Origin of the sequence: Virgibacillus sp. 7505, from assembly GCF_002272135.1 — a bacterium.
Taxonomy (GTDB): domain Bacteria; phylum Bacillota; class Bacilli; order Bacillales; family Amphibacillaceae; genus Terribacillus.
In genome coordinates, this window is the sequence record NZ_NPBF01000014.1 from 56,896 (window position 1) to 81,634 (window position 24,739).

The following is a 24,739-nucleotide window of genomic DNA, read 5'->3' on the forward strand; positions in this document are numbered from 1 at the left end:
ATGGAGGATATGTTGGTGGAGAAGACGGCCATCATTTCTGGCGGAGCCTCTGGAATCGGAAAGGCAGCTGCACTGAAGCTTGCCGATGCCGGTTTCCGGGTTTGCCTGCTGGATGTGAATGAAGCAAAATTGCGAGAAGTTAAATCGGAGATGGAAGAAAAGAAATTCAAGGTAATTACCATCCCCTGTAATATGTCCGACTACAATCAAGTTGGGGCAGCTGCTAAAACAATGATGGAGCAGTGGGGAAGGATCGATGCAGTATTCGCCAATGCCGGAATAGTTGGTGAGACATCATCGATTGAGTCGATGAGTGTGGACAACTGGAGCCAGGTTCTCAGCATCAATTTGAACGGTACATTCTTCCTCGTGAAAGCAGCTATTCCTTACATGAAGCAGCAAGGCGGGAGCATCATCATTACAAGCTCCGTCAGTGGAAACAGAGTCTTTTCTCAAGCCGGATTCTCAGCTTACTCCACCTCTAAAGCAGCACAAGCAGCATTCGCTAAAATGGCCGCATTGGAGCTGGCAAAATACCATATCCGTGTAAATGTCATCTGCCCCGGCGGAATAGAAACTAATTTCAGTGAGTCGATAAAACGATCTCCTGATTTGGATGAAATCAAAGTGCCGGTTGAATTTCCGGAAGGAAGCAAGCCATTGGATAAACGATCTGGTAAGCCTGAGGAAGTAGCAGATTTGGTGAAGTTTTTAGCTTCTGATGAATCTAGTCATATTACAGGAACGGAAATATTTATAGATGGAGCAGAGTCCTTATTGATTGGATAAGATATCTGATTTGCGACAAACACCATGAGCTAAGTCATGGTGTTTGTCTGGCATTTCGAGGTCACTAATGAAAGGAGAGCAGATATATGATCATAGATGCTCACCAACATTTCTGGCACAAAACGCATGCCGAAGTTGATTACGGACCTGGCAGCAGAAGCCGCTCTTATTTACCTGAAGATCTAGGGCCCATTCTACATGAACGAAACATAAACAAAACGATAGCTGTGCAAGCTTTACCCACAATAGAAGAAAATGAGTTTCTGTTGGAAATAGCTAATACAAGAAAAGAAGTAATCGGAGTTGTAGGCTGGATTGAATTGAATGATGCCCATGCTTTAGATACATTGGCTGCCTATAAAAAAGATCCTTACTTTGTAGGAATCCGGCCAATGATTCAAGATTTGCCTTCAGAGTGGCTGTTACAAAATACGGTGATCCGTAACCTTAGCAAGTTAGCCGATGAGGGTTTTCCTATTGATCTACAGGCAAACCCAAGACATTTACCTGCAATTATTGAGCTGCTAGAAAAGCTGCCTCATATACACTGTGTCATAGACCATATAGCAAAACCTCCTATCGATAGCGGACAAATGGAGCCGTGGGCCAGTCATATGCGGAAAATTGCGGAATACCCTAATATCATGTGTAAGATGTCTGGTCTTGTTCCAGAAAAAGTCGGTGCCAGCTGGACAACTGAAAGTATTTCTCCTTATGCGAAGCTCGTTTTAGAGGCCTTCGGACCAAATCGGATTTTGTTCGGCAGCGATTGGCCAGTATGCTTAAAGTCTGCTTCTTACGCAGAGGTTGTCCAGCTGTTTGAGGATACAGTGACAAGTCAATTATCAGCTGGCGAGAAGGAAAATGTTTATTTCCATAATGCAAAACGGTTTTATAGATTAGAAGATATGATGTGAAGTTACTCGAAAATATAGAGGATATCATTTCAAGTGTAGAGAAATTACATTGTTAATAGTGAACTCTTAGCTTGGATGTATGAGAGGGAGTGGCAGCATGAAAAAAATCAAAAGCTTATTTACCAATCTGAAGATGAAATATAAACTAGTTTGCTTACTCTCTCTCATTCTTATTTCTTTTAGTATAGGCGGATTGGTACTCCTGCAATATGCCCTTGTTACATACAACGATGAGATTCATCGTCAGTCTGCGCAGTCATTGAAGGTATCGTCTGCTTTGATCGAAAACGAGATTGAAAAAATGAAAGGGTTTTCATACAGATTAGCTACTGATCCTTATCTGCAGTCTTATCTCTACAATTTAAAAGAAACGGAAGATGATTATCAGGCATATCTCATCGGAGTCACGATTAAAAAAAGGCTCGTTGACTTAGGTGCCTTCGAAGATTCGATAGATTCCATTCAGCTGTACGATACGACGGATCGAGGCTATAGTGCAGGAAACCGTGTCATCACAATCGGGAATGAGCGGCTGCTTCAATATAAACAAGGGACGAATCAAAAGGATGGAGGAGCTGAATGGTTTGCGCCTGATAGCCACGACAAATCATTTGTCGTGGCACGGGAAGTAAATGCTTATCCAGATCTTTCGTTCGAGAGACTTGGCATGATTGTTGTGCGATTTGATATGCAGGATATTGTCTCTTCTTTTGAGAAAAGTCTGGATGAAAAAGAGATGCAGCTGCTGATCTCCGATTCGGATGGAGAGATCATCTTCCCGCAGGAAACGACGAAGAAGGATACTTTTTTAATGGCCAGTGTGCAAGGCAGCGATGGATATCAGGTAGTGAATTATGATGCTGATAGATATTTTGTGACGTATTCTTCAGCTGCTTATACAAACTGGACGTATATGATAGCCTCCCCCTACAATCAATTATTCCAGGCAGTAACGTTGGTGAAAAGCACGGTATTAACGATCTATCTCCTGTTATTTGTGATGCTGCTGTTTCTTGGCATTCGCTTCATTAAAGGAATTACCAATCCGATCGAGGCATTGAATAGAAAGATGAAAAGAGTGCAAAAAGGGAAGGTCGAGGACTTTAAGGTGGAGAGTCACGTAAGGTTCTCAAAGGATGAAGCAGGTCAAATGCATGAAAACTTCAATAAAATGATGAACCAAATCCATTCATTGATTGAGGAAAATTATAAGAAGCAGCTCGTGATCAAAGACGCTGAATTCAAAACACTCCAGGCACAAATTAATCCTCATTTTTTATATAACACATTGGAATCGATCAATTGGTCGGCAAGACTAGGTAAACATCAGGAGACGTCACGAATGGCAACGTCACTTGGCTTTATATTACGATCGTCATTGGAAACCAAAGAAGCTCTCATTCCGCTTGCTGATGAACTGGAGATTGTGAATCACTATATCACAATTCAATCGTATCGTTTTCAGGAACGGCTGCGTTTCCACACCGATATACCTGACTATCTTCTCTCTTGCAAGGTACCTAAATTCAGTCTTCAGCCTTTGGTTGAAAATGCAATAAGATACGCCTTGCAGGAGATTATTGGTGTTTGTACGATAACAATTGAAGCAGTAGAGGAAGGGGGAAATACGTTTATTTCTGTAACAGATGACGGACCTGGAATGGAAAAGGAACTCATTAATAAACTAGTAAGCGGGCATTACCGGCCAAAAGGCACGGGCTTGGGTATCAGAAATATAGATAATCGATTAAAAATCTTGTTTGGTCCGCTATACGGAATTCAAGTGCTGAGTGAACCAGACTTGGGAACGAAAATCTTGCTGAAGATCCCTTATGAAGGAGGAAGTGATAGTGTTCAAAGTTCTGCTGGTAGATGATGAGCCGATGCTTCTGGAAGGAATATCTTCTATTGTAGAATGGGAACAGCAGGGAACTGTCTTACATGGTACCGCCAGAAATGGATTGGAAGCGTTGGACTTTATTAAAGAACAGACTCCAGACATCGTGATTACCGATATCACCATGCCTGGTCTGGATGGAATGGGACTGATCGAACAAGGGAGAAAAATCTCTCCTTTGATCAAATGGATACTGCTTTCCGGTTATAACGAATTTGAATATGCTCAAAAAGCGATGCGATTTGGTGTGAAACATTATCTGCTGAAGCCATCTAGCGAAGAAGATATCCATGAAGCTTTAGAAGAAGTCGTCCAAGAACTGGCGGAAGAGAATAAGGAAAAAATGACGGGCAGCCACGCAGAAAAATCTACCAGCTATTCTGCCGTCGTAAATAAAATAATTGCCAGCATAAGAGAGAATATTGAAAACCCTGATCTATCTTTGCAATGGATAGCCAATGAAGTCTTATATATGAACACAGATTACCTAGGGAAATTATTCAAGAAAGAAGTAGGAGAGAAATTTTCTGCTTATGTAATGAAAAGCAAAATTGATAAAGCAGTAGAAATTATGGGTAGTCAGAAGGATATCAAAGTTTTCGAACTTGCAGAACAATTGGGATTTGGAAATAATCCGCAATATTTCAGTCAAATTTTTAAGAAAAGTAAAGGATGCAGCCCGACTGACTGGATAAAAAACAGGTAAGCAGGCTGGTAATTAAAAAGGAGGATTCTAGATGAGTCAAAAATGGGTTTTTATCGGAGACAGTATAACCGAATGCGGAAGGTTCGAGGATCCTCAAGACATTGGCGATGGTTATGTAAAAATGATTCAGGATGAACTGACGCCGAATAAAGAGGTTGAAATCGTCAATAGAGGAGTAGGAGGCAACCGAGTTACCGATTTGGCGGCAAGATGGGAGAAAGATGTGCTCTCGTTAAAGCCTGACTTAATTTCTGTTTCAATTGGAATCAATGACGTATGGAGACAGCTGGATCAGCCTCAAATGGAACAGGTTTATCCGGATGAATTCAGAGAAGTCTTCGATAAGATCCTGGCTGAAACAAAACATACTGGTGCGGAGCTCTACCTTATGGAGCCGACTATTATCGAGGAGAATAACGAATCAAAAGGAAATCAAATGTTGATTCCTTATGTAGAAATTGTCAGGGAGTTGGCTGTAAAGTATGGCGCGAGACTCGTCCCGACTCATACCGCCTTTTTGCAAACGGCGCAAACGGCTTTGACAACAGACGGTGTGCATATGACGGACGCCGGTAATAGACTGATGGCTGATACGTGGCTGGAAGCCTATTTTGCAGCAGAACATAATTGATTTTATCTAAAAAAGTGAATCTTCCACACATATGACTAAGCCCTCCTCTAATACAATGACATGAAAGCGGGTCTTTTTCATATGCTGTATGTGGGGTGATAACATGGCAAGAGTACAATACAATAGTTCTGATATCGACTTGATGGCTAGAATGATGCGTGCTGAAGCCGAAGGGGAAGGACAGCTGGGAATGCTGTTTGTTGGGAATGTCATTGTAAATCGTGCGGTTGCTGACTGTTTGGATTTTGCAGATGTAAGATCGATCAATGATGTTATCTTCCAAGTACAGGGCGGGAATTTCTCATTTGAAGCTGTTCAAAAAGGAAATGTGTTTTACCAGCGAGCACGTGAACAGGAAAGAAGATTGGCAGAAAGGAATTTGAAGTCCTGGAGACAACAGCCTGCTGCGTATGCACTTTGGTATTTTAATCCATATGCACCATGCCCTCCGACTTGGTATGGCCAGCCGTTTGCGGGTCAATTTAAAGACCATTGTTTTTATGAGCCGCAGGCTGGGACGTGTGACAGCGTTTATATGGGTTAACTTGAATTGTGAAAAAGGGAATAACCTTATTATAAGGTGTTCCTTTTTTATTTATCTAATTTAATACATATTATTACATTTAAACTATGGTAAGATTATCCTATAATAATAATTATATTTTTTACAACTGCAGATTGAATGTGGTAATTGAAAAGAGGCTGATTAAACTGTTTCAAAAGTTGTTTGGTAAAAAATCTAAGTCACAGAAATCAAATGTAAAATTGGAAAAGCCTAAAACAGAATCAAAAGCAAAGAAACCTAAAATAAATTCAACAAGAATTGGCGAACTTGGAGAGTACAAAATCAATATACAGCTTGATCAACTTCCTAAGGACAGCCGTTATTTAAGTGACGTATTAATCCCTAATTCTCGTGCTAAATCAGGATATTCACAAATTGATCACGTCATTTTTACTTCTAGGGCAATATTTGTGGTTGAAACAAAAAATTACGCCGGAACAATATATGGTGATCGAAATAGAGAGAAGTGGAGTGTGAATGGAAAGTTTCCGATGATGAATCCTTTTCATCAAAATTATGGACATGTCCAAGCACTAAAATCGATTCTATCACTAGAAGAGGACTCGAATATTGTTTCCATTGTCTCATTTACTAGAAGATGTACGTTTAAAGTGAATGAAGAACTGAGAAAAGTTCAATCGAATGATCTCATCGTTTATGATACGGAATTATCGGAGTACATAAACAGAAAAATGAATGTTTTAAGAGTACAGAGCAATTCTCCTATATTCTCTGATGAAGATATTTCACGAATGCACAGTATATTAAGTGAAAAGAACATAAAGGATCCTAATATTAGAAAAGAGCATATTGAAGCGTTGAAACAGAAGAAACATAAAGAGACATCTGCTGTACAGTCTACCAATGCCAAATGTTACATCTGTAATGTCACAGTCTCTAAAAAGGTAGAGTCCTTCTGCAAGGCTAATCACAATCGATTTAGCGGGAAGGTCTATTGTTATGAACATCAAAGAGGATAGTGGGCTCGAGCAATGATAGCAGTCGCTTTCTTGAACTGTTAAGTGGTTTTACTATATAGTATTAGTTAACAGAATATTCACTTATCAAGAGAGGCGGAGGGACTGGCCCAATGAAGCCTCAGCAACAGACTATATCTACTGTGCTAATTCCAGACTAGATAAGAATCGGACTACAATGTAGCAAACCTCTTCTTATTTAGGAGAGGTTTTTCGTGTTCTCTTAAACTAATTATATGAGGTGAGAGTTTATGACAAACGAATTGAGTAAAGTGTTGGAAGTATTAAGAGAAAAGAAGTGGGTGGATCTGACGCATACATTTGGTCCTGAGTCTCCGCATTTCTCGGCATTCAATTCTGCAAAGTTCGAAACACTATTCTCCCATGATGATGGCTTCTTCGCCCAGAGCTTTACTTTTCCGGGACAATACGGTACGCATCTGGATGCACCGATCCACTTTGTGCGGGATACACGATATTTAGAAGAACTCGATCTGAAAGAATTGGTATTACCGCTTGTTGTAATTGATAAATCCAAAGAAGCTGCTGCAAATCATGACTATTCACTGTCTGTGGATGATATTCTGGCGTTTGAGTCAGAATATGGAAAGATTGAACCTGGCACGTTTGTTGCTTTACGCACGGACTGGAGCAAACGCTGGCCAAATCAGCAACAGATGGATAATAAAGATGAACAGGGAAACAGTCATTCCCCTGGCTGGTCACTGGATAGTCTGAAATTCCTGTATGAAGAACGTAATATCAAAGCGGTAGGACATGAGACATTTGATACGGATGCTGCAGTCGATTTTCAGAAAAACGGTGCGTTGCTTGGTGAATATTATGTGCTGGAACAGGATTCCTATCAAGTGGAGCTGCTGACGAACTTGGATCAGCTGCCAGAAAAAGGTGCGTTCATCTTTAATATCGTTCCGAAAGCAGGAAAAGCGTCAGGATTTCCTGTTCGTTCATTTGCGGTCTTGCCATAAAGTTGCTCTCCATATGATTAAGCTGTTTCCAATTCGGTTAATGGGTAACATACTCACGAAATGGAGGCGGCAGGATGGGTAAGGAACAAAAGTTACCAGCTGTATTCAGTCAACTGGCAGAAAAGCTTCGAGACATAAGCCGAACAAGCAATCATTTAGAAGAATTGTTAAAGTCAGCTTATACAATAGTAGCAACCGATCACCCGCTGGTCAGAGCGGATGGAAGACATGATGATGCAAAAGGTATTCAGCAGCTGTTGAACTTGGCTGATCGAAAGAAGGGCATACATATTGTCTTTCCACCAGGACTTTACACACTGCGAAGTCCTTTACGTCTCAAGCCAAACACGTTCTTTGAGGCGGATGATAATTCTATATTCCGAAAAAAGCATCATGGACCGATGCTGCTGAATTTACGCAGGCGGAATCGAATGCGTGCTTATCGCGGCAATGGCAATCTGATCATTCGAGGCGGAACGTGGGATGCAAACTACCCAGCCTACCGTGGAGGCACTAGCTTTGTGCTGGCGCATGCGGAGAATGTGATTATTGAACAGCTGCGACTGGTGGAACATGGCGGAGGGCATGCAATCGAATTGAATGCTGTACGTAATATCGAAGTGCGCCATTGTCAGTTCCTCGGCTATGATGACCGTGGGGGAAAGCGCACATACAGTGAAGCAATTCAGCTTGATTTAGCTAAAGCACGCAGGGTTTTCCCGTGGGGAGGATCTGTGTTCGACCAAACAACATGTCAGGATATTTGGGTTCATCACAATAGTTTTGGGCCCTCTGAGACTAAAGGAAGCTGGGGAAGGGCTATTGGATCACACTCTGCAACAGCAGACAAATGGCATGAACGTATTTTCGTGACAGACAATGTAATGAAGGAAACGCTCCAATGGGCTGTCCGTGCTTATTCATGGCGGAATGTTGTTCTTTACAATAATCGAATGGAATCATGCGGTGGTGGGATTGCTATTCATCCAAATCATGTAGACGGCAGAAATGACACGGATAGCAAGAACCGTCCTACTGGGCGCAGCAACCCTATCAAGAATTTCCTGGTCATGCAGAACACCATCTGCGGCGGCGGAAATTATGCCTCAGCGATAAGACTGAAAGGTGATGAGCAGTCACCTATAACTGGTGCATACCTGCGTGGTAATCATGTGGAATCTTATCCCGGAAGAGGGGTTCTTGTTACAGGTACAGCGGTCGAACGGAGCCGCTCCTTCTAGGCAGTCACCTCGATTATATATAGTTAATTAAATGTAAGTTTTCTGTATATTATGGAGAAAATATGCATATGGGAGTCGATACATGCTACACTTTTGTTGGAGGTGGCCTATGTATTTAGATGAGACGAAACGTTATCGGTTTATTGGATCCGTTCCTTTCGGGAAATACTTCATGGTCCGCATCTATGACCTGGAACTGCAGCAGGAATATACATTATCTGATCGGCTTCTGAGTCAATATACAGATAAGCCCTTGAAGGAATTTTACCTTCAGATCAAGCGTAATATCTATGACCTTGAAGGTGATGAAAGTGGTACGACCGCTGAGCTGGGTGATATGCAGCAGCGGTTGTTTGATTTTCTCGATGAAGAAGAGGAAGACGATGCTACACCTCTCCGCATGGACAATGTTATACCCTTCAGAAGACCTCGGTCTGAGGATCCCCAAGAAAAGTAGGGAATAGTATTAAGAGGCTGTGGATGCACGGATTCACAGCTTTTTGCCATTTTTAAGTTGCAATCTGCGTTTTCTTTGTTACATTTAAGGGTATAGCTGTTATTGGGTCTCTAACTGAAAATCTAATGAGGATGTTGCCGATGGATAAAGAGAATAATGTTGTCCTGTTCCCGGGTCTGAAGACGCGGCTGGAGAGGGAAGGGATGAAGGAGCTGCAGGAGAAGAATTATACCGATGCGATTGGGAAGTTTGAACAGCTCCTCGATTATGGTTACCGTCAGCCGGAAATTCTGACTGGCCGCCTGATATGTTTAATGGAGCTGGGCAGACATGAAGAGGCGGAAGAGATGTCCTTGCAGCTGCTGGCTGCCAGGGATAAGGATTACCTGCAATACTTACATATTCATTTGACACTGCTGTTCCAGCTTGGGCGCTACGACGAAGTAGTGGAGCTGCTGGACGAGGTGTATGCAACAGAGAAAATACCGGCACCGCTTAAGACATCGTTTGACCAGCTGCAGAAGGTAAGCCGTAAAATGGCGGAAGATAAGAATCAAACGACTGCAGATCAGCTTATACATAATTTCGAAAAAGCACGCAAAGACCAGGATGCCGCCCTTCAATGGCAGCTCATCCAGAAATGCCATTCGTTTGATGTCAGTCCGCATGTACAGAAGATGGAAGCATTCCTGCTTGATGAGGAATCAGATCCAGTTGTACAGACTGCCGTACTGGAGTGGCTAGTCAAGCAGGAAATCGAATTCCCAGTCACGATACATAAGATGAAAGAAACGATGACAGTTGTCCCGGAAAAGCTGACAACGGTCGATAAATCGGAAGGGATGGAACAGGTACTGCAGCATTTGCATCTTCTTGAGCAGCAGAATCCATCACTTTACGACCTGGTGTATAAGCTATTGCAACGTTATATGTATGTACGATATCCAATGGTTCCATCAGAAGAAGACGGTGCTGTTCTGGCTGCTGCGCTTCAGAAGCTGGCAAGCAGTTATCTGCAAATCGATCAGCCTGCTGTTACCGAAGAGGAAGCACAGAGAATCGCTTCCATGATGGAAGAGATCATTACATTGGAAGCGAAATATCTGACTGTCGCCGAGGAATGACAGAGTTCGTATCGTTAGTGTTGAAAGCGACTATGAATATGTTATAATAAGATGGTTGTAAACCAGTACTAGTTAATAACTTATATTATGCTAGAATTGAGAACGATTAACATGTAACAAACGATAGATGTTGGAGGGAATATTATGTCAGCAAAATTCGAAAGAACAGAAGGCAAGAACGAGGGTATCTTAACAATCACCCTATCTCCTGAGGAATTGGACGCAGCGCTTGATCAAGCGTTTCAAAAAGTAGTTAAACAAGTTCAGGTACCAGGTTTCCGTAAAGGAAGAGTACCACGTAAAATCTTCGAACAACGCTTCGGTGTAGAATCTTTGTACCAAGATGCGATTGATATCGTTCTTCCAGGTGCTTACATGAACGCTGTTGAAGAAACTGGCATCGAGCCTGTTGCACAGCCGGATGTAGATCTTGAGCAGATCGAACAAGGCAAAGAGCTTATCTTCAAAGCTACTGTAACTGTTAAACCAGAAGTAGAGCTTGGCGACTACAAAGGTCTTGAAGTAGAAGCGGAAGATACTACTGTAACTGACGAAGATGTTGAAAAAGAAATCGATGCACTACGCAACAGACAAGCTGAATTGGTTGTCAAAGAAGAAGGAACTGCAGCAGAAGGCGACACAGTCGTTATCGATTTCGAAGGTTTCGTTGATGGCGAAGCATTCGAAGGCGGCAAAGCAGAAAACCATTCCTTGGAAATCGGTTCTGGCAGCTTCATCCCTGGATTCGAAGAACAGCTAGTAGGTAAAGAATCCGGCAGTGAGTCCGATATCAACGTGACATTCCCTGAAGAATATCATGCTGCGGAGCTTGCTGGTAAAGAAGCAGTCTTCAAAGTGAAAATCCATGAAATCAAAGCAAAGGAACTTCCTGAGCTTGATGATGAATTCGCAAAAGACGTAGACGAAGAAGTAGAATCTTTGGCTGCGCTTCGTGAAAAAACGAAAAACCGTCTGCAAGAAGAAAAAACAAATGCAGCGGAAAACAACAAACGTGAGCAGCTGATCAACCTTGCTACTGATAACGCGAAAGTTGACGTGCCAGATGCAATGGTAGATACAGAGCTGGATCGCATGGTTCGTGAATTCGAACAACGCCTTCAAATGCAAGGCATGACTCTTGAAATGTACTCTCAGTTCTCCGGTCAGGACGAAGCTGCACTTCGCGAGCAAATGAAAGAAGATGCTGGCAAACGTGTGAAAACGAACTTGACACTTGAAGCGATCGCGCAAGCTGAAAACGTTGAAGTAACAGACGAAGACGTTAACGCTGAGCTTGAAAAAATGGCTGAAATGTACCAAACAGACAAAGAGCAATTGACTCAAATGCTTGGCGGCAACACAGACGCTATCAAAGATGATCTGAAGTTCCAAAAAGCTATCGATGTATTGGTAGACAACAGCAAAACTGCATAAGACATAATAGAAAAACAAGGCAGCAATCACTGTGCCTTGTTTTTCTAAAAAATAAAACGTATTTTCAGGAGGTTTTGTTAACCCTTCTGTTGAATTACGTGCATGAACGGCATTTTCGTTTACATATACTACATACATATGATTTGACTTTTACAAAAAAAACTCCATAATAAAACGTACCTCTTTTTTCGCGTATGCAGAATTTGCCAAATTGATTTGGAGAGAAATCTTCCTTTGCAGGGTTTACCTGCGTTCATTTAGCTAATACTGTTGGAAAAAGTGTTTTGCTTTTTAATACTGCTGTTATCTGATATGATTGGCTAAAGGAAGGCTGGGCGCATCCAGAATGTGTTTGATCTTTCGAGATATCATATATAGATATTACATTCGAGGGGTGAAATGATGTTTAAATTTAATGAAGAAAAAGGGCAGCTTAAATGCTCCTTCTGCGGCAAAAGCCAAGACCAAGTACGTAAATTAGTAGCCGGACCAGGCGTCTATATATGTGATGAGTGCATCGATTTGTGCACTGAAATCGTGGAAGAGGAACTTGGAAACGAAGAAGAAGTTGAGTTCAAAGAAATTCCGAAGCCACAGGAAATCCGCGATATACTGAACGATTACGTCATCGGACAGGATAAAGCGAAGAAAAATCTTGCTGTAGCGGTTTACAACCACTACAAGCGTATCAATTCCGGTAAGAGCTCAGATGATGTGGAATTGTCTAAGAGTAATATTGCCATGATCGGACCGACTGGTAGTGGTAAGACATTACTAGCTCAAACATTGGCGCGTATCCTGAACGTACCATTTGCGATTGCGGATGCAACTTCTTTAACAGAAGCAGGTTACGTTGGGGAAGATGTAGAGAACATCCTGCTTAAATTGATTCAAGCTGCTGACTACGATGTTGAAAAAGCTGAAAAAGGTATCATCTACATCGATGAGATCGATAAAGTAGCACGTAAATCCGAAAACCCATCCATCACTCGTGATGTTTCCGGTGAAGGTGTGCAGCAGGCACTTCTTAAAATCCTGGAAGGTACGGTGGCAAGCGTTCCGCCACAAGGCGGCCGCAAGCATCCGCATCAAGAATTCATCCAGATTGATACGACAAACGTCCTATTCATCTGTGGTGGTGCCTTCGATGGAATCGAGCAAATCATCAAACGCCGTCTTGGCAACAAGGTTATCGGTTTTGGTGCTAATGAAGGCAACCAAACACTTGATAAAGGCGAGTATCTTTCCAAAGTATTGCCGGAGGATCTATTGAAATTCGGTTTGATTCCAGAGTTCATCGGCCGTCTGCCTGTTATCGGCAGCCTGGAGCCGCTTGATGAGGAAGCTTTGGTTGAAATTTTGACTAAACCTAAAAATGCATTGGTGAAACAATATCAGAAGCTCTTCCAGATGGACCAGGTTGAATTGGTTATCGAGGAAGATGCACTTAGTGAGATTGCCAAATTGGCTATCGAACGTAAAACTGGTGCACGGGGTCTGCGCTCCATCATGGAAGGTATCATGCTTGACGTTATGTATGAGCTTCCATCCCGTGATGATATCAAGCAATGCATCATAACAAAAGATACAGTACTGCTTGAGAATGGCCGTCCGAAGTTTGTACTGCATGATGGTACCGTAACAGATGAGAATCAGCAATCTCCGAAAGAGAGTGCGTAATTCTCTATCTGACAAGCAGATGATCATGTACAGCAAATCCCTTGTTACAGTTGGTGGCAAGGGATTTTTTTCTTGATTTTCACAAAGTATGGGTACAGTACTGTGGTTGTGTATATACTTTAAGAAGAACTGAAGAAGACAGACATTTGGAGGTGTCACGATGGAAAAAGAGAAGACACTGGTAACGCCTCTTTTACCCTTAAGGGGTTTGCTAATTTTTCCGACGATGGTTCTACATTTGGATGTAGGCAGGGAAAAATCCGTTCATGCATTGGAACGAGCGATGCTTGAAGGAGAAACAATCTTTTTGGCTGCGCAAAAAGAAGTGGATTTGGATGAACCTACAGAAGAGGAAATCCATCATATAGGTACGGTAGCAAAAGTCAATCAGATGATGAAGCTTCCGAATGGGACGATGCGTGTATTGGTAGAAGGATTATACCGTGCTGAAATCATCCGCTTCCTGGAGGATGACAAGCAGTTCATGGTTGAAATCAAAGAAAGACCAGACATGCATGGTACGAAAAATGAGGAAGAAGCATTGATGCGTGCGCTTTTGGAGCAGTTTGAGCAATACATAAAGGTTTCAAAGAAAATTGGTCAAGAGACGTTTGCTACCTTGACGGATATTACGGAACCGGGACGCATGGCAGACATGATAACCTCTCATCTAACACTGCGATTGGATGACAAGCAGGAGATTCTTGAGATGCAAGATGTGAAAGAACGTCTGCGTCATATCATCACGATCATTACGAATGAGCGGGAAGTACTTGATCTTGAGAAGAAAATCGGTCTACGCGTCAAACAATCAGTCGAGAAGACACAAAAGGAATATTATTTGCGGGAGCAAATGAAGGCAATCCAGAAGGAGCTTGGTGATCGCGATGGCAAGTCCGGAGAGATTGAGCAGTTCCGGGCTGATATCGAAGCCTCCGATATGACAGATCACATGAAGGAAGTTGCTGAAAAGGAATTACGCCGATATGAGCGTGTACCGCAGAGCTCTGCAGAAAGCTCTGTTATCAGAAACTATCTGGAATGGCTGATCGCCTTGCCATGGAAGAAGCAGACAGAAGATAATCTGGATATTCCGCATGCTGAGGAGACACTGAACGAAGACCATTATGGATTGGATAAAGTGAAAGAACGGATATTGGAATACTTGGCCGTTCAGAAACTGACCAATTCCTTGAAAGGTCCGATTCTCTGCCTTGCTGGACCTCCAGGGGTCGGGAAGACATCCTTGGCGACAAGCATTGCTAAAGCAATCAATCGGAAATTTGTCCGTATTTCATTGGGCGGCGTGCGAGATGAAGCGGAAATCCGAGGACACCGCCGGACATATGTCGGCGCGATGCCAGGACGAATTATGCAAGGTATGCGCCGGGCTGGAACGACGAATCCAATCTTTCTTCTTGATGAAATCGATAAGATGTCCAATGACTTCCGAGGCGATCCATCATCAGCTATGCTCGAAGTGCTTGATCCGGAACAAAACAGCTCATTCAGTGATCATTTCATCGAAGAGACGTACGATCTTTCCAATGTCATGTTCATTGCAACAGCGAATAACTTAGGCTCAATCCCAGGACCGCTTCTAGACCGGATGGAGATCATCAGCATTGCTGGTTATACAGAAGTGGAAAAATTGCATATTGCCAAGGAACATCTGCTGCCGAAGCAGATCAAAGAAAATGGCTTGAAAAAAGGCAACATTCTCGTGAAGGATGAAGCACTGGAGCATATCGTCCGTCGTTATACAAGAGAAGCTGGGGTACGCGGTTTGGAGCGGCAGCTGGCAGCAGTTTGCCGTAAAGTTGCTCGTATCATTGTTTCCGAAGATAAGAAACGGGTGACAGTAAGCGCGAAGAAAGTGGAAGAATTGCTTGGACGTCCACGGTTCCGGTATGGTTTAATGGAAGAGGAGAATCAAGTTGGCGCAGCGACAGGTCTTGCTTATACGACTGCTGGCGGAGATACATTATCAATAGAAGTCTCCTTGTCTCCAGGTAAAGGGAAACTGACCCTTACCGGGAAGCTAGGCGATGTTATGAAGGAATCAGCTCAGGCTGCATTCAGCTATATCCGTTCCAATGCCGAAGAACTCGGCGTTGATCCATCGTTCCATGAGCACTATGATATCCATATCCATGTGCCGGAAGGAGCAACACCGAAGGATGGTCCATCTGCCGGTATTACGATTGCCACTGCCTTGACGAGTGCACTGACTGGCAGACCGGTACGGAAGGAAGTCGGGATGACAGGTGAAATCACCCTTCGCGGACGTGTCCTGCCGATCGGCGGACTGAAGGAGAAAAGCTTGAGTGCTCACCGGGCAGGTATTACAACAATCCTCTTCCCAGCTGATAATGACAGGGATTTGGAAGAGATACCGGATACAATCAAGCAAGACATGACGTTTATTAAAGTCAGCCATCTTGATGAGGTATTAAAATACGCATTGGTGGAAGATAAACATGAAAGTAACTGAAGCAGAAATAGTAATCAGCGCGGTATCGAAAAAGCAATATCCGGAGACACATATGCCGGAGATTGCTTTAGCTGGCCGCTCGAATGTAGGAAAATCATCTTTTATCAATAAGATGATCAACCGGAAGAACTTGGTCCGCACATCCCAGAAGCCGGGGAAGACGCAGACATTGAATTTTTACAAAATCAATGATCGCTTCCATTTCGTGGATGTGCCAGGCTATGGCTATGCCAAGGTCTCGAAGAAGGAACGTAATGCTTGGGGCAAAATGCTGGAGGAATACTTCACGGAGCGTGAAAACCTGAAGGCGGTTGTACTGCTTGTCGATATTCGGCATGAACCGACGAAGGATGACGTCACGATGTATGATTTCTTGAAGCATTATGAATTGCCGGTTGTTGTAGTGGCAACAAAGCTGGATAAGATTCCGAAAGGGAAACGTGTACAGCATATCAAGCGGGCTGCAGATAAATTGCAGCTGTTACAAGAAGATATCATCCTTCCATTTTCCTCTGAAACAGGTGAAGGAAAAGAGGAAGCATGGGGAGTATTGAAACAATTCCTATGAAAAATAACCGTACAAGCCTAGGCTTGTACGGTTATTTTTTTCGGAAAAGAAGATAAGCACCAGCGAGGATGAGCAGAACTGGCCAATAATTACTAATAAAGCCTGCTGTCCTATCGAGCCATCCAAACCAGGCAGGCTGCTGAGGTGCTGCTATGGCAAAAACGCCGAGAGCAAGCAGCAAGATTGCCAATACATAACCTTTTTTCGTTTTAATTGCCGAAATGAACAAAGCAGCGCCGGCTAAGAAGGGATAAGCTCCCCAACTATCGGTCCAGAAGCTGTAGTGCCTCAGTCCATGGAAATGAATACCCAATCCTAGAATAAAGTATCCGGCGAATAAGTTTTTATGATCTTTCGTAAGATAAGCATGCAATAATAGTGCGGCGCCAATGATGATCAATAAAGTCGGCCACGAATAAAAGTCGACAAACAAGGGTACTCGTAACTGGCGTAACAGGAAATAAGCTCCGATCCCTAGTAAAAGGAATCCCGCAAAAGCATTTTTCTTCGTCATAACATCTCTCCACATAATAATTATTATTAAATAAGATTAAATCGTTGATTATCATGACTAGCTGTGTTAACTTGTTATATGTACTTATGAAATCATTCACAAACATTCAAATGAACACACACTCTATCCTAACACAATTGTTTACGATTCTGTTCACAAATTTGAATAGGACAGAAATACCATAGTGTTATACTAGTAAGAGCGACAGGTTTTCAAGGGGGAAAAAGGGAATGTACATGTTAGTTGCTGGAATCAATTATCGCACAGCCCCGATTGAAATAAGAGAAAAACTAAGTTTCAAGGAAGAAGAGCTTGGCTTAGCGATGCAAGCACTCTCCAACCAGAAAAGCATGCTCGAGAACGTCATTGTTTCGACATGCAACCGCACGGAGATCTATGCAGTGGTCGACCAGATGCATACTGGCCGCTATTATATAAAGAAATTCTTGTCTGAATGGTTCGGCATCGAAAAAGACGAGATTGCATCTTATCTTACATTTCACGAGGACGAAAGAGCTGTGGAGCATCTGTTCAAGGTAGCGAGCGGACTGGACTCCATGGTTGTAGGGGAAACTCAGATCCTTGGTCAGCTGAAACGGGCTTTCCAAAAAGCACAGGAGCTGCATACATCCGGAACGATTTATAATGAATTGTTCAAACAGGCTGTTACCGTAGCGAAACGTGCGCATACAGAAACAGGAATCGGAGAAAATGCTGTCTCTGTCAGCTATGCAGCGGTTGAGTTGTCCAAGAAGATCTTCGGTGATATCTCTTCTAAACGAATCGTCATCCTAGGCGCTGGTAAAATGGGGGAACTGGCAGCAAAGAATTTGCACGGTTCAGGCGTCAAAGATGTTACGGTAGTCAATCGGACGAAAGAAAAAGCAGAACAGCTGGCAGCTTTGTTCAATGGCAAAGCAGCTGGTTGGGATGAACTGGACAGTGCTTTGCATGATGCAGATATTGTCATCAGTTCTACAGGTGCACCAGGATATGTACTCGATAAGGAAATGCTTCAAGCCGTTCACAAGGAACGCAAAGGCCAGCCACTATTCTTAGTCGATATTGCTGTGCCGCGTGATATCAATCCAGACGTGGATGAATTGGAAAGCACGTTCTTATATGATATCGATGACTTGCAGGATGTTGTCGATGCAAACCTGGCTGCACGTCAGGAAGCGGTTGAGAAAATCGAAATCATGATCGAAGGCGGCATCGTTGATTTCAAAGTATGGCTCCAGACATTAGGTGTTGTGCCAGTCATCTCTGAGCTTCGCCGTAAAGCAGCATCTATCCAGGCTGAGACTATGAAGAGTTTGGAACGGAAGCTGCCTGACCTAAGCGAACGTGATATGCGAGTGCTGAACAAGCACACGAAAAGTATCATCAATCAGCTGCTCAAACAGCCGATTACGCAGGCGAAAGAGCTTGCCGGCCGCGAGAACAGCGAAGAACTGATTCAGCAGTTCGCAGAGATCTTTGGAATCGAAAAAGCGGTGCTGGATAAACAGAATAATCTTATCAAACTGGAGCGCACAGAGTCACATAAACTTCAGTCTGTACCAAGTGCTTCCACAACCAGATAAAAAGAAGGGCTTATAGATGCAGGTACCCGCTTATCTTTACGAAATCATTTTACTTCTATATGCAGCCAGCATTTTTAGCTATTTTATCGATTTTATACAAAAGAATCGGAAGGCGAATGTTTTCGCCTTCCGTTTGCTTACTTTGGTATGGTTCTTCCAGAGCCTTTTTTTATTGCAGGAAATGATTGCGCATGCCGGGTTGCCGGTAAAGGACGTTTATGAAGGGTTATACTTCTATGCATGGGTCCTCGTGTCGCTTTCCTTATTCATCAACCGCATCTACAAAGTCGATTTTCTCACCTTCTTCTTGAATGTGGTCGGCTTTTTTATGATGTTATTATATATTGCAAGCTCGGCTTATGAGCGGCAATGGACGCAGACGATTCCTTTTATGGATGAAGTGCTGATCGCACATATTACGCTGGCTATTCTGGCGTATGGATTTTTCACCCTGTCCTTTGTCTTCGCTGTTATGTACTTATTTCAATTCCAGCTTCTGAAGCGGAAAAAAGGATATAGATGGTGGACAAGGCTTGGTGACTTGGGCAAGCTAGAAACATATATCTTCACTTCCATCACAATCGGGACGCCTTTATTATTGCTATCCATTGTGATGGGGATTGTATGGGCTTATACGACAACAGCCGTCTTCTATTGGTATGATTGGAAAACAATCGGTTCGCTGACGGTGCTTGCCGTCTATGCAGTTTATCTGTTCCTGCGTTTGGCAAGAGGTGTCAGGGGGAAAGGGCTGGCAATATATACTATTGCAGCCTTTCTGATCCTCATCATCAATTTCTTCTTGCTTAGCACGTATTCATCATTTCATTTTACTGGGTAAATCCGTAGTTCCTTAGGAGGAGAGCAATGCGAAAAATTATCGTTGGTTCAAGAAAAAGTAATTTGGCACTCACACAGACAAAGTGGGTAATCGAGCAATTGAAACAAGCTGGAGCGCCATATGAATTCGAAATCAAGAAAATCGAAACAAAGGGAGACAAAATCCTGGACGTTACACTTTCAAAGGTTGGAGGAAAAGGGTTGTTCGTCAAGGAAATAGAGCAAGCTATGTATGACGAGGAAATCGATATGGCCGTACATAGTATGAAGGATATGCCATCCGAACTTCCTGTCGGTCTGACGATTGCAAGTGTTCCAGTTCGGGAGGACTACCGGGATGCATTTATTTCAAAGAATAACGTTTCCTTGAGAGAATTGCCGGAGGGTGCGATTGTCGGAACAAGCAGCCTGCGTCGCGCATCACAGATTCTCGCGATTCGACCGGATATCGAAATCAAACCAATACGCGGAAACATCGACACGCGCCTGAAAAAGCTTGAAAACGAAGATTTTGATGCAATTGTTCTAGCTGCTGCTGGTTTGAAGCGGATGGGATGGAGTGATGATATCGTTACTGAATTCCTTGAAACAGACCTTTGCCTGCCAGCTATCGGCCAAGGCGCACTTGCCATCGAGTGCCGTGATACAGATATGGAATTGATTGAGCTTTTGGCGAAGATCAACGATTCTTACACGCAGCAGACGGTAGCTGCTGAACGTACTTTCCTTTATTTGATGAATGGAAGCTGCCAAGTACCGATTGCCGGGGTAGCCCATATGGAAGAAGACGATGTTGTCTTGACAGCTTTGATAGCTTCTGCTGACGGGAAACAAGTATTCAAAGAAGAAGTGCGTGGAGCTGATCCACAGGAAGTCGGTAAGCTTGCCGCTGAAAGGATGCAGGAACAAGGCGCGCAGGACATCATCACCAAAGCGATTCAGGAGTCGGAATCCAATTGAGCCGGCTGCCGGCCGTGAAGGTGCTCGTAACGCGCCCGAAGCAGCAGGCTGTCCAATTAGCTGAACAGCTGGATCAAGCAGGCGCGAGACCAATTATGGTGCCTTTACTGACATTTCGAACGAGGACAAATATGGAGAATCAAATGCTTAGCCAGCAAGCTGATCGCTTTGACTGGCTGTTCTTCTCCAGCATGAATGGAGTAGAGCACTTCCATGCACTGGTGAGCAAGTATTCCAATATGGAGAACTGGAAGCTTTGCCATATTGCTGCAGTCGGACGAAAGACTGCAGAGGCTGTAGAAAGGGTGCTTGGCAGGAAGGCAGATTTAGTGCCGGCTGCTTATACCGCAGATTGCTTAGCGGAAACTTTCAGCGCAATATATGATCCTTCTAGCCGGATACTGCTGATACAAGGGAATTTATCAAGGCCTGCATTAGCTAACGGATTGAGACAGAATGGCTATGACTTCGAGAAAATGGTCGTCTATGATACGGTAGAAGAGAGAGGTAACCAAGAGCTTCTGAATATGGTCCTGCAAAAGGACAAACCGGAAGTATTGACGTTTACAAGTCCGTCGTCGATCGAGGCCTTTCTTTCTTTTATTTCCGAGCCTGAAGTGGAAAAGGATCAGTTGGATAAACCTTGTCTCGTCATTGGACCGACAACAGAGGAAGCTGCCAAGCGGCATGGCTTCCGGAATATTTTGCTGCCTGCTCAGTACACGGCAGAAGCAATGATCGATGCGTTATTACATTACTATGAACAAAGGACAGGTGAATGACAATGGCAGAATTCAAACGCCACCGCCGTTTGCGTACATCAGCAAACATGCGGGCATTAGTAAGAGAAACAGAAGTAACAGTGGATGACTTGATTTACCCAGTTTTCGTTGTTGAGGGCGAAAATGTACGTAATGAGGTTTCCTCCATGCCAGGTGTATTCCAGCTGTCTTTAGATAATTTATCAGCTGAAATGAAGGAAGTAAGCGAATTAGGCATCAAATCGGTGCTGTTTTTCGGTATACCTGCTGAAAAAGATGAAGTCGGAACTGGTGCTTTCCATGACCACGGCATCGTACAGCGTGCAATCAGCCAGACTAAACAGGAAGTCCCGGAGCTTCTTTTGATTGCTGATACTTGCCTTTGCGAATATACATCCCATGGACACTGCGGCATCGTGCATGACGGAATAATCGATAATGATGAATCATTAGGCTATTTAGTAGATACTGCAGTGAGCCAGGCAAAAGCAGGAGCTGATATCATTGCCCCTTCCAATATGATGGACGGCTATGTACAAGCCATCCGCAAGGGACTGGATGAAGCCGGCTTTACGAACATTCCGATTATGGCTTATTCTGTCAAATATGCTTCTGCTTTTTACGGTCCATTCCGCGAAGCAGCTGAAGGCGCTCCGCAATTCGGGGATCGCAAAACGTATCAAATGGATCCTTCAAACAGAAGAGAAGCACTGCGCGAAGCAACATCTGATATCGAAGAAAATGCAGACTTCCTTATCGTGAAACCAGCACTTGCTTACTTGGATATCATCCGTGATGTGCGTAATCAATTCAATGCTCCGATCGTAGCATACAATGTCAGCGGCGAATACAGCATGGTAAAAGCTGCTGCTTTGAACGGCTGGATCGATGAGAAAGCAATTGTTATGGAAAAAATGATCGGCATGAAACGTGCGGGTGCTGATTTGATCATGACTTACTTTGCGAAAGATGTGGCAAGATGGCTGAAGGAAGATAACTGAACGAGGAGGAATTCTGATGAAAAGCTTTGAAAAGTCGATAGCAGCATTCGAAGAGGCGAAACAGCATATGCCAGGCGGGGTTAACTCCCCGGTTCGTGCATTCCGTTCCGTCGGGATGGATCCTATTTTCATGGATAGCGGTAAGGGTTCAAAAATTACAGATATCGATGGCAATACGTACATCGACTATGTCCTAAGCTGGGGACCACTCATTCTGGGACATGCCGATGACCGAGTTGTAGAAGGTCTGAAGAAAATCACGGAGAAAGGGACAAGCTTCGGTGCGCCGACTGTGATGGAGAACAAGATGGCAGCTTTGGTGAAAGAGCGGATTCCATCCATGGATATCGTCCGTATGGTCAACTCTGGTACAGAAGCGACGATGAGTGCCCTTCGTTTGGCGCGTGGATTCACTGGACGTGACAAGATCCTGAAATTCGTCGGCAGCTATCACGGCCATGGGGATTCACTTCTGATCAAAGCAGGTTCTGGTGTGGCGACGCTTGGACTTCCGGATAGCCCGGGTGTACCGGAAACAATTGCCCGCAATACGATTACCGTACCGTACAATGATCTGGAAAGCGTTCAATATGCTTTTGAACAGTATGGAGATGATATTGCAGCTGTTATTGCTGAGCCGGTCTGCGGGAATATGGGTGTTGTCCCACCTCAGCCAGGATTCCTTGAAGGACTTCGTGACATCACAAAGCAGCATGGCGCTTTGCTCATTTTCGATGAAGTCATGACTGGTTTCCGAGTCGGCTATCATTCTGCGCAAGGTCACTTCGGCGTTGAACCAGACTTGACTTGCCTTGGTAAAATCATCGGCGGTGGCCTCCCTGTCGGTGCATATGGCGGCCGTAAGGAAATCATGGATCGTGTTGCTCCAGCGGGTGATATTTACCAAGCAGGAACACTTTCAGGAAATCCGCTTGCGATGACTGCTGGTTACGAAACATTGGCAGCGATGGATAAAGCGGCGTATGAGCGCATCAATGCGCACGCTGACCGTCTTGCAGAAGGATACAAAGCAGCTGCAGAGGAATTCGGAATTCCGTTACAAGTGAATCGTGCGGGTTCGATGGTGGGTGTCTTCTTTACGGATACTCCTGTCATCAACTTTGACACAGCGAAGACATCCAATTTGGATCACTTCTCCATGTACTATCGGGAAATGATCGAAGCTGGCATCTTCCTGCCTCCTTCTCAATTCGAGGGGCTGTTCTTATCAGCTGCTCATACGGATGAAGATATTGAAGCGACAATCGAAGCAGCAAGACAGGCATTCAAGAAAATAGCAGCATCTTAAACGTAAAAGCCCAAGCATATGCTTGGGCTTTTTTTCATGAGGACAAAGGATTTTCTTTACATATGTGATTGGGCGTAAGCATAGGTTTTAGTACAGAGGAACGCTTAAATCTTGGAAGGAGGATTCCACATGTCTTCAAATGAGACAACACCTTTTATGTTTGATATACAAGAATCACTCAGTTTCCGTGCCGACGCACAGCTGCAAGATTTAATTGGAATCGCATTGGAGCCGGAGATCAGTATCCAGGAGTTTGAGCATGAAATTTCTGTTCGAGGTGTCATCGAACTTACAGGTGAATATTACCCTCTTCAGGAGGTTGTTGAAGGAAGTGCAGTCGCTGTCAGCCCTGGAACAAGAGAAATGGAAAACGTCGAGAAACAGGAAGCAGGAACGAATACATTTTATCATCGTTTCCCGGTTGAAATATCTGTTCCGAAAAATCGCATCAAGCAGCTGAATGACGTGTATGTCACAATTGACAACTTTGATTATGAAGTTCCTGGCAGTAATGTGCTTGAACTGCATGCAACGGTTGCCATTTACGGTGTCTTGGAAGAAAGAAGACAATCGCAGCCACAAGCACCGCAGCAGCCTTATTTCCCTCCTGCAGCATTCCCGCAAGGAGAACAGTCAAAATCTTATACAGACGAAATTGCCAATCAGATCGAAGCCCAAGCACGTGATGATCAGGAATATGAGCAGCAAGGCTATCAGTTTGCGAAAGAAGAACCAGCTGCTGCAAGTAAGCTGGAAGAATCAACAGCAGCTGCAAGAGAAGAACATGGTACGGAGGAGCAAGGGTATCAGTTCTCTCAAGATGTAAATGCAGCGGAAGAAGAGGTAGAAGTGAATCGAGAGGAAACAGAAGCAGATGTTTCCGCAGAACAGGAAATCGAGGAACAAGGGTATCAGTTCTCTCAAGAGGAGTATGCAGGGGAAGAAGAAATAGAAGTGAACCGAGAGGAAACAGAAGCAGATAGCAGTGACAATCAGGAGCCTGAGGTGCAAGGGTATAAGTTTGCTAAGGGAAATGCGGAGTCACCAGAGGCAGAAGTTCAAGCAGAAGCCCGGGATAATCAAGAATATGCACAGTCATCAGAGACTGAGGGCCAAGCAGAAGCCCGTGAGGAACAAGATACTGAGGTGCAGAGCTACCAGTTAGCTCAAGAATATGTGGAGTCGACAGAGGTAGAAACGCAAGCAGAAGCACGTGAAGAACAAAATGCTGAGGTGCAGAGCTACCAGTCAGCTCAAGAATATGTGGAGTCGACAGAGGTAGAAGCGCAAGCAGAAGCA

General features: G+C 43.8%; 23 protein-coding genes and 1 riboswitch. Of the genes, 22 read left to right on the forward strand and 1 reads right to left on the reverse strand.

Annotated features, from left to right (window positions below; all coding sequences use genetic code 11):
* The first annotated feature begins 9 nt into the window (after nucleotides 1-9).
* The 15 genes from CHH91_RS04755 to yihA all read left to right on the forward strand — a co-directional run bounded on the left by CHH91_RS04755 (nucleotide 10) and on the right by yihA (nucleotide 16,469).
* Entirely contained in the window at nucleotides 10-789 is a 780-nt protein-coding gene (locus tag CHH91_RS04755; protein WP_286160695.1) for an SDR family oxidoreductase, read from the forward strand.
* Between the two features lie 86 nt (nucleotides 790-875).
* Nucleotides 876-1,706 carry an amidohydrolase family protein gene (locus tag CHH91_RS04760; RefSeq protein WP_095222335.1) on the forward strand — a complete coding sequence of 277 codons (831 nt, stop codon included), beginning with the start codon at nucleotides 876-878 and terminating at the stop codon, nucleotides 1,704-1,706.
* A gap of 97 nt (nucleotides 1,707-1,803) precedes the next feature.
* A complete protein-coding gene (locus CHH91_RS04765) occupies nucleotides 1,804-3,582 on the forward strand; it encodes a cache domain-containing sensor histidine kinase (RefSeq protein WP_176465676.1) in 1,779 nt (592 codons plus the stop codon).
* Nucleotides 3,557-4,309 (forward strand): response regulator transcription factor, encoded by a 753-nt coding sequence (locus CHH91_RS04770; RefSeq protein WP_095222337.1) that lies wholly within the window; start codon nucleotides 3,557-3,559, stop codon nucleotides 4,307-4,309. Before CHH91_RS04765 ends, CHH91_RS04770 begins: the two co-directional genes overlap by 26 nt.
* A 31-nt stretch (nucleotides 4,310-4,340) precedes the next feature.
* A complete protein-coding gene (locus CHH91_RS04775; protein ID WP_095222338.1) occupies nucleotides 4,341-4,940 on the forward strand; it encodes an SGNH/GDSL hydrolase family protein in 600 nt (199 codons plus the stop codon).
* Between the two features lie 103 nt (nucleotides 4,941-5,043).
* A complete protein-coding gene (locus CHH91_RS04780; protein WP_095222339.1) occupies nucleotides 5,044-5,484 on the forward strand; it encodes a cell wall hydrolase in 441 nt (146 codons plus the stop codon).
* Nucleotides 5,485-5,624: 140 nt separating this feature from the next.
* A complete protein-coding gene (locus CHH91_RS04785) occupies nucleotides 5,625-6,485 on the forward strand; it encodes a nuclease-related domain-containing protein (RefSeq protein ID WP_286160696.1) in 861 nt (286 codons plus the stop codon).
* 78 nt (nucleotides 6,486-6,563) lie between these two features.
* Nucleotides 6,564-6,650: riboswitch (SAM riboswitch) on the forward strand.
* Between the two features lie 83 nt (nucleotides 6,651-6,733).
* Nucleotides 6,734-7,471: a cyclase family protein gene (locus CHH91_RS04790; RefSeq protein ID WP_095222340.1), complete on the forward strand. Its 738-nt coding sequence runs from the start codon at nucleotides 6,734-6,736 to the stop codon at nucleotides 7,469-7,471.
* 74 nt (nucleotides 7,472-7,545) lie between these two features.
* Nucleotides 7,546-8,712 (forward strand): glycosyl hydrolase family 28-related protein, encoded by a 1,167-nt coding sequence (locus CHH91_RS04795; protein WP_095222341.1) that lies wholly within the window; start codon nucleotides 7,546-7,548, stop codon nucleotides 8,710-8,712.
* 109 nt (nucleotides 8,713-8,821) lie between these two features.
* Complete coding sequence (locus CHH91_RS04800; protein WP_095222342.1) at nucleotides 8,822-9,169, forward strand: hypothetical protein; 348 nt, start codon at nucleotides 8,822-8,824, stop codon at nucleotides 9,167-9,169.
* A gap of 140 nt (nucleotides 9,170-9,309) precedes the next feature.
* A complete protein-coding gene (locus tag CHH91_RS04805) occupies nucleotides 9,310-10,293 on the forward strand; it encodes a DUF3196 family protein (RefSeq protein WP_095222343.1) in 984 nt (327 codons plus the stop codon).
* A gap of 144 nt (nucleotides 10,294-10,437) precedes the next feature.
* Entirely contained in the window at nucleotides 10,438-11,727 is a 1,290-nt protein-coding gene (gene tig, locus CHH91_RS04810; protein ID WP_095222344.1) for a trigger factor, read from the forward strand.
* 402 nt (nucleotides 11,728-12,129) lie between these two features.
* Nucleotides 12,130-13,407: an ATP-dependent protease ATP-binding subunit ClpX gene (gene clpX, locus CHH91_RS04815; RefSeq protein ID WP_095222345.1), complete on the forward strand. Its 1,278-nt coding sequence runs from the start codon at nucleotides 12,130-12,132 to the stop codon at nucleotides 13,405-13,407.
* 160 nt (nucleotides 13,408-13,567) lie between these two features.
* On the forward strand, nucleotides 13,568-15,901 hold the full coding sequence (gene lon / locus CHH91_RS04820; protein WP_095222346.1) for an endopeptidase La: 2,334 nt from the start codon (nucleotides 13,568-13,570) through the stop codon (nucleotides 15,899-15,901).
* Nucleotides 15,888-16,469, forward strand: a complete 582-nt coding sequence (gene yihA, locus CHH91_RS04825; protein WP_095222347.1) for a ribosome biogenesis GTP-binding protein YihA/YsxC — start codon at nucleotides 15,888-15,890, stop codon at nucleotides 16,467-16,469. Before lon ends, yihA begins: the two co-directional genes overlap by 14 nt.
* Nucleotides 16,470-16,500: 31 nt before the next feature.
* On the opposite strand, the gene CHH91_RS04830 is transcribed toward yihA, so the two are convergent.
* A complete protein-coding gene (locus CHH91_RS04830) occupies nucleotides 16,501-16,983 on the reverse strand; it encodes a LiaI-LiaF-like domain-containing protein (RefSeq protein WP_095222348.1) in 483 nt (160 codons plus the stop codon).
* A 230-nt stretch (nucleotides 16,984-17,213) separates the two neighbouring features.
* Here CHH91_RS04830 and hemA point away from each other — a divergent pair, with 230 nt between their 5' ends.
* The 7 genes from hemA to CHH91_RS04865 form a co-directional block, all read left to right on the forward strand.
* Nucleotides 17,214-18,569, forward strand: a complete 1,356-nt coding sequence (gene hemA, locus CHH91_RS04835) for a glutamyl-tRNA reductase (RefSeq protein ID WP_095222349.1) — start codon at nucleotides 17,214-17,216, stop codon at nucleotides 18,567-18,569.
* A 16-nt stretch (nucleotides 18,570-18,585) separates the two neighbouring features.
* On the forward strand, nucleotides 18,586-19,410 hold the full coding sequence (locus CHH91_RS04840; protein ID WP_095222350.1) for a cytochrome C assembly family protein: 825 nt from the start codon (nucleotides 18,586-18,588) through the stop codon (nucleotides 19,408-19,410).
* Nucleotides 19,411-19,436: 26 nt separating this feature from the next.
* A complete protein-coding gene (hemC, locus tag CHH91_RS04845) occupies nucleotides 19,437-20,369 on the forward strand; it encodes a hydroxymethylbilane synthase (RefSeq protein WP_095222351.1) in 933 nt (310 codons plus the stop codon).
* Nucleotides 20,366-21,151, forward strand: coding sequence for a uroporphyrinogen-III synthase (locus tag CHH91_RS04850; RefSeq protein ID WP_095222352.1), 786 nt, complete (start codon nucleotides 20,366-20,368; stop codon nucleotides 21,149-21,151). The genes hemC and CHH91_RS04850 overlap by 4 nt, the downstream gene beginning before the upstream one ends.
* On the forward strand, nucleotides 21,148-22,131 hold the full coding sequence (gene hemB, locus CHH91_RS04855; RefSeq protein WP_095222353.1) for a porphobilinogen synthase: 984 nt from the start codon (nucleotides 21,148-21,150) through the stop codon (nucleotides 22,129-22,131). The genes CHH91_RS04850 and hemB overlap by 4 nt, the downstream gene beginning before the upstream one ends.
* A 16-nt stretch (nucleotides 22,132-22,147) precedes the next feature.
* A complete protein-coding gene (gene hemL, locus CHH91_RS04860) occupies nucleotides 22,148-23,440 on the forward strand; it encodes a glutamate-1-semialdehyde 2,1-aminomutase (protein ID WP_095222354.1) in 1,293 nt (430 codons plus the stop codon).
* A 129-nt stretch (nucleotides 23,441-23,569) separates the two neighbouring features.
* Nucleotides 23,570-24,739, forward strand: a 1,170-nt coding sequence (locus CHH91_RS04865; RefSeq protein ID WP_141234125.1) for a hypothetical protein, incomplete at its 3' end; no start/stop codon positions are given.